The sequence below is a fragment of the uncultured Campylobacter sp. genome (genome assembly GCF_938030685.1).
In the GTDB taxonomy this organism is placed as follows: domain Bacteria; phylum Campylobacterota; class Campylobacteria; order Campylobacterales; family Campylobacteraceae; genus Campylobacter_B.
The window spans coordinates 1-5130 of sequence record NZ_CALHHX010000103.1 but is presented as its reverse complement, the minus strand read 5'-3'; the positions used below and the strand labels follow the sequence as shown (position 1 = coordinate 5130).

Below are 5130 nucleotides of genomic sequence, written 5' to 3'. Positions count from 1 at the left end.
ATTTGAACTTAAAATTTATAAAAAATTGCCCCAATAATATGCTTTAATAACTGTCATCCATAACTGCAAGATGATATTTCGTGCAAAATTTTCCAATGCTTACAATGGCATTGAGCTGGACCTACCATCAAAACCTATAAACCGCTGTAGCTTTCGCAATAAAGCTAAGTTCATTGACCGCTTCAGTCTGCAGCTGACATGAACGCGTCCTCCGTCATCCACTATCTACACAGGGATAAATGTATATTGTATAACGGGAGATAGCTGGAGATTTTAACGCCCTATAGATTTAGAGATACGACGCCTCTGCACTCATGGCATGGCATCCTTTATCGCCCCGTTTGTGGTATTTGATTAAATTTACCGGCGTTTATGCCAAATTTCAAATCTAAGGCAATTTGATACTTGCTGTTGTGGGCGTTTTGGTATTTAAATTTTATTCTAAAGCCTATGTGTAGGTCGCTCAAAAGATCCACCATACGCCGCCCGTAAAAATACTTATTGAGCTTTGCAGCTAATCACAAGCCATTAATGTGTAGAATCAGCTGAAAGTAACGCCCATTTAGGCTATCATATTTGATTTCTTTTATATTCTAAAAGCCCGCCGCCAAAAAGCAGCAGACCTAAGACTAACGTCATTTTACTATCTCACGCAGAAGCCGATATGTTAACTGCGCAAGATTATAATATGCTTTCAATCGCAAACGCTTCATTTTAAAATTTTGAAACCTAACTCGGAATAAATATAAATTTGAAATTAGTTTTGTAAATAAGCTTGGAATTTTAACTCTTAAATATGGTGAAATTCAAAGATAATGAAATTTAAAAAGCACTAGTTTATGCTCTTGCCACCGAATTTCAAAAGCGCGCTGCCCCACGTAAAGCCGCCGCCGAACGCATCTAAAAGCATAAGCGAGCCGTTTTTGAGCCTGCCACTCTCATAAGCGTCATTTATCGCCATCGGGATCGACGCCGAGCTCGTGTTGCCGTATTTGCCGATCGTAAGCACGCATTGTTCGTCGCTAAATTCCAGTCTAGCCTTGACTGCCTCGATAATGCGTAAATTTGCCTGATGCGGGATAAAAAGATCGACCCGCTCGGGCGAAATTTTATTTTTCTCCAAAATCTCCACGACGTCGTTGCTGAGCGTCGGCACCGCGATTTTAAAGACCTCGCGTCCCGCCATCTGCATGAAGCCCAGCTTTTCGTCGATGATTTTTTGGCTGAGTGGATTGACGCTGCCTGGGGCTGCGGTAATGAGAAGATCGCCCTTACTGCCGTCGCTAGCTGTATGAATGTCGATGATTCCGTTATCGTCGCGCGCCGCGATAACCGCAGCGCCCGCACCGTCGCCGAAAAGTATGCACGTAGCGCGATCGCTCCAATCGACTATCGAGCTTAACTTTTCCGTGCCGATTATCAACACGTGTTTTTTAGCACCGCTTTCGATGAGGGATTTTGCAAGCTCTAAAAGATAGATGAAGCCCGTACAGGCGGCATTTATATCAAACGCCGTGATGCCGAAATTTAAACCCAGTTTATCCGCGATGACGCACGCGGTCGAGGGCATGCAGAAATAATCGGGCGAGATCGTGGCGCAGATTATCGCATCGATCTCGTTTTTTTGTAAGCCGCTACGCTCGATCGCCTTGAACGCCGCTTTCACGCCTAAATCACTAGTACTCTCGCCTTTCGCGATACGGCGCTCATGAATGCCTGTTCGCTTGACGATCCATTCATCGCTCGTTTCAACCATCTTTTCAAGATCGAAATTGGTTAAAATTTCGCTCGGCGCGTATGCTGCGATTGAGATCATCGAGGCTTTTTGCATTCGTTTTCCTATTCGTTTGAAGAAATTTCGCTTTCTATCGCGAAGTTGATTTTGGAGTCTGCAAATTTAAGCGCTTGAAAGATCGCGTTTTTAACGGCTTTCGGAGTGCTTTTGCCATGGCTTATGATGACGCACTCTTTGACGCCCAAAAGCGGCGCGCCGCCGTATTCGTCGTAGTCTGTGCTTTTTTTGATTATCTTAAAGACGCGCTTCATCAAAATGGAGCCAGCGATAGCAATCGGAGATTTTTTTGTTTCGTTTTTGATAAGTTTGCCGATAGCGCTTGCGACACCTTCGCTGGATTTTAGCATAATGTTGCCGATAAATCCGTCGCACACGACCACGTCTACCGAGCCGTCAAAAATTTGATTGCCTTCTACATTACCGATAAAATTTTGCATCTTCTTAAGCATATGAAAGGCTTCTTTTGTTACCTCGTTGCCTTTACTATCCTCCTCGCCGTTGGATAATAAGCCGATGCGTGGTGCGTTTAAACCCATAATCTCCTTGGCATATGCTTCGCCCATAATCGCGAATTGAAACAAATTCTCTGGCTTACAATCCACATAAGCGCCCACATCAAGCACGAGCGTGCGTCCACCTGTGGAATTTGGCATCAACGTAGCAATCGCCGGGCGCAAAATGCCTTTTAGCCTGCCTATGCGAAGCGTCGCAAGACTCATCGTAGCGCCGCTGTGTCCTGCGGATACCACGGCTTTGCAAGTGCCGTCTTTTACTAGATCGACCGCTTTAAAGATGCTGCTCTCTTTGCGTTTGAGAGCGTCGGTTGCGCCCTCTTTCATCTCGAAAACTTCGCTTGCAGCTACGTAAGTGATATATTTCTCAAAGCCTTGATCTTGTGGAATAAAAGGCTTGATTTGCGCTTCGTCGCCTACCAAAAACGCATTAAATTTACGCTCTCGCAGCGCATCTACGACTCCGTTTATTATCGGCTCGCAGCCGAAATCACCGCCCATCGCGTCTATAGCAACGGAAATCATCGGATTAATATTCGCCCGTAGTTTTGTTTATTCTATGCGGAATTTTCCAGCTTCCGTCTTTATCTTTGACGGGAATCGGAAGGGTCACTTTGTAGTGAGTGCGTCTTTTCGCCGCACGAGTTTTACTAACTCTTCGCTTTGGAACTGCCATTTTTTCTCCTTTATAAATTTAGTTCTTGCATTCTTCGCAATAAAAATAGTCGCTTTTAAAAGCTTCCGTTTCGCTTCTCAAAATTTCATCCAGATCAACTTCGGTGCCGAAAAACTCCATCACATCCAAGCTTTCGTGCCTTTCGTCGTTAAAAACGCCTTCGCTTAAAAGCAAATTTACGCTCTCGTTTACGTCAAGATTAAATTCTTTGCCGCAGCGGTCGCAAATGTATGGAATTTTGCCCTTAATTTCGCCCTTACACTCGATAAACTTAGAGTCTTTTCGTTTTAAATTTCCGCTAAGCTTAAGTCCGTCTCGCGGAATTTCAAACGGCACTGGCGATGCGGAAATTTTAGCAAAAGTGATCTTCACGTGGCACTCTTAGCAAATTTCTCTTTTTGCAAAGAAAAAAGCAATCTCGGTTTTTGCGTTTTCTAGGCTGTCGCTGCCGTGAACGGCGTTAGCGTCGATGCTGTCCGCAAAGTCCGCTCTGATAGTGCCTTTATCCGCTTTTTTCGGATCGGTAGTGCCCATTAGAGCGCGATTTTTAGCTACGGCATCATCGCCTTCAAGCACCATTACGACCACGGGACCGCTAGTCATAAACTCAATCAGATCCTTATAAAAAGGGCGGTCTTTGTGAATTTCATAAAATTTACCCGCATCTTCGGCGCTTAGGCATAATTTTTTAGCCGCTGCGATTCTTAGTCCGTGGCTTTCGAAACGATCGATAATTTTGCCGATAACGCCTTTTTTAACGGCATCAGGCTTAATAATAGAAAGCGTTTGCTGCATATAATCTCCTTAAAGTGAAAGGCGGATTGTATCGAAAAATAGGTTAAAATTTATTTAAGGATTGAATGAATTAAAATTCCGCGCATTTGATCGCGGAATTTTATCTGCTAAGCAAATACCGGGGTATCTCCGCTGCGTAGATCCGCGCCTATACTATCCCTACTAGGTTGGCCCGCTACGATGTCGCTCCAGACGATACAGCCATCAGTCGGACAGGCACTAGCGCACGCAGGCTCGTCGTTGTAGCCTACACACTCGACGCATTTATCGGCATATACGTAGTAGCTATCCTCGCCGCTTGGATTATCGCTATCGTCCACGATCGCATTTACCGGGCACTCGTCGATGCATGAGCCGCAGCTAATGCAAATATCGGTAATTTTTACAGCCATTTTTTCTCCTTTATCAAAAAATGAAGTGCGATGATAACATACTAAATTTAAAAAATGATAAAATTTAATATTATCAAACAAATAAATTTTATTATATAAAAAATTTCATCAAATTTCAGCAAATCTAAAGTTTTAAAATGTATAATCGCCATCATAAATTTTATTAACAAGGAGAAACAAATGATAGTAACCAACAAAGCCGTTGATTTCACGGCAACTGCGGTTTTAGGCAACAACGAAATAGTTGAGGATTTCAACCTCTATAAAAATATCGGCGAAAAAGGCGCGGTCGTATTCTTTTATCCAAAAGATTTTACCTTCGTCTGCCCAAGCGAGATCATTGCATTCGATCACAGATATCAAGATTTCAAATCCAAGGGTATCGAAGTTATCGGCGTTAGCTGCGATAGCGAATTTACGCATCTTGCATGGAAAAATACTCCAGTAAATGCAGGCGGTATCGGCAAAGTGCAGTTCCCGCTAGTTTCGGATATCACAAAAGATATCGCACGCAGCTTCGACGTGCTGTTCGGCAATGCCGTAGCGCTTCGCGGCAGCTTCCTGCTTGACAAAGACGGCACCGTCCGCCACGCCGTCATCAACGACCTACCGCTTGGTCGCAATATCGACGAGATGCTAAGAATGGTCGATACGATGCTATTTACAAACGAGCACGGCGAGGTCTGCCCTGCAGGCTGGCACAAAGGCGACGCAGGAATGAAAGCAGACCCTAAAGGCGTCGCAGAGTATCTAGACAAAAACGCGAGCAAACTATAATTCGTGAAATTCTTCGCGCTGGCGTACAAATTCTAACCGCGTAAGGTTTAAATTTAGCCTTGCACGGGCTATTAAAGCTAGCAAAGCTTTCTAAATTCCGCTGCCAAAATTTTGAGTCGCGGCGGCGGAATCCCAAAAATCCCAAAAATCCCAAAAATCCCAAAAATCCCAAAAATCCCAAAA

The 5130-nt window shown here is 44.1% G+C and carries 8 protein-coding genes; 1 reads left to right on the top strand and 7 read right to left on the bottom strand.

The window, feature by feature from the left end; genetic code table 11:
• Positions 1-329: 329 nt before the first annotated feature.
• The 7 genes from Q0369_RS04785 to Q0369_RS04755 all read right to left on the bottom strand — a co-directional run bounded on the left by Q0369_RS04785 (position 330) and on the right by Q0369_RS04755 (position 4170).
• Complete coding sequence (locus Q0369_RS04785) at positions 330-479, bottom strand: hypothetical protein (protein WP_298096707.1); 150 nt, start codon at positions 477-479, stop codon at positions 330-332.
• 353 nt (positions 480-832) lie between these two features.
• Positions 833-1831, bottom strand: coding sequence for a beta-ketoacyl-ACP synthase III (locus Q0369_RS04780; RefSeq protein ID WP_298096704.1), 999 nt, complete (start codon positions 1829-1831; stop codon positions 833-835).
• An 8-nt stretch (positions 1832-1839) separates the two neighbouring features.
• Positions 1840-2832, bottom strand: a complete 993-nt coding sequence (plsX, locus tag Q0369_RS04775) for a phosphate acyltransferase PlsX (RefSeq protein ID WP_298096702.1) — start codon at positions 2830-2832, stop codon at positions 1840-1842.
• A 4-nt stretch (positions 2833-2836) separates the two neighbouring features.
• Entirely contained in the window at positions 2837-2983 is a 147-nt protein-coding gene (gene rpmF, locus Q0369_RS04770; RefSeq protein ID WP_005871250.1) for a 50S ribosomal protein L32, read from the bottom strand.
• Between the two features lie 18 nt (positions 2984-3001).
• Positions 3002-3355, bottom strand: a complete 354-nt coding sequence (locus tag Q0369_RS04765) for a hypothetical protein (protein ID WP_298096699.1) — start codon at positions 3353-3355, stop codon at positions 3002-3004.
• Positions 3356-3364: 9 nt separating this feature from the next.
• Positions 3365-3778, bottom strand: a complete 414-nt coding sequence (gene ndk, locus Q0369_RS04760; RefSeq protein WP_298096697.1) for a nucleoside-diphosphate kinase — start codon at positions 3776-3778, stop codon at positions 3365-3367.
• A 107-nt stretch (positions 3779-3885) separates the two neighbouring features.
• The gene (locus tag Q0369_RS04755) at positions 3886-4170 is read right to left on the bottom strand and encodes a DUF362 domain-containing protein (protein WP_005871245.1); all 285 of its coding nucleotides are present in this window, start codon (positions 4168-4170) and stop codon (positions 3886-3888) included.
• A gap of 180 nt (positions 4171-4350) precedes the next feature.
• Between Q0369_RS04755 and Q0369_RS04750 the strand changes: the two genes are divergently transcribed.
• Positions 4351-4947, top strand: a complete 597-nt coding sequence (locus Q0369_RS04750; protein WP_291939968.1) for a peroxiredoxin — start codon at positions 4351-4353, stop codon at positions 4945-4947.
• Positions 4948-5130: the final 183 nt, after the last annotated feature.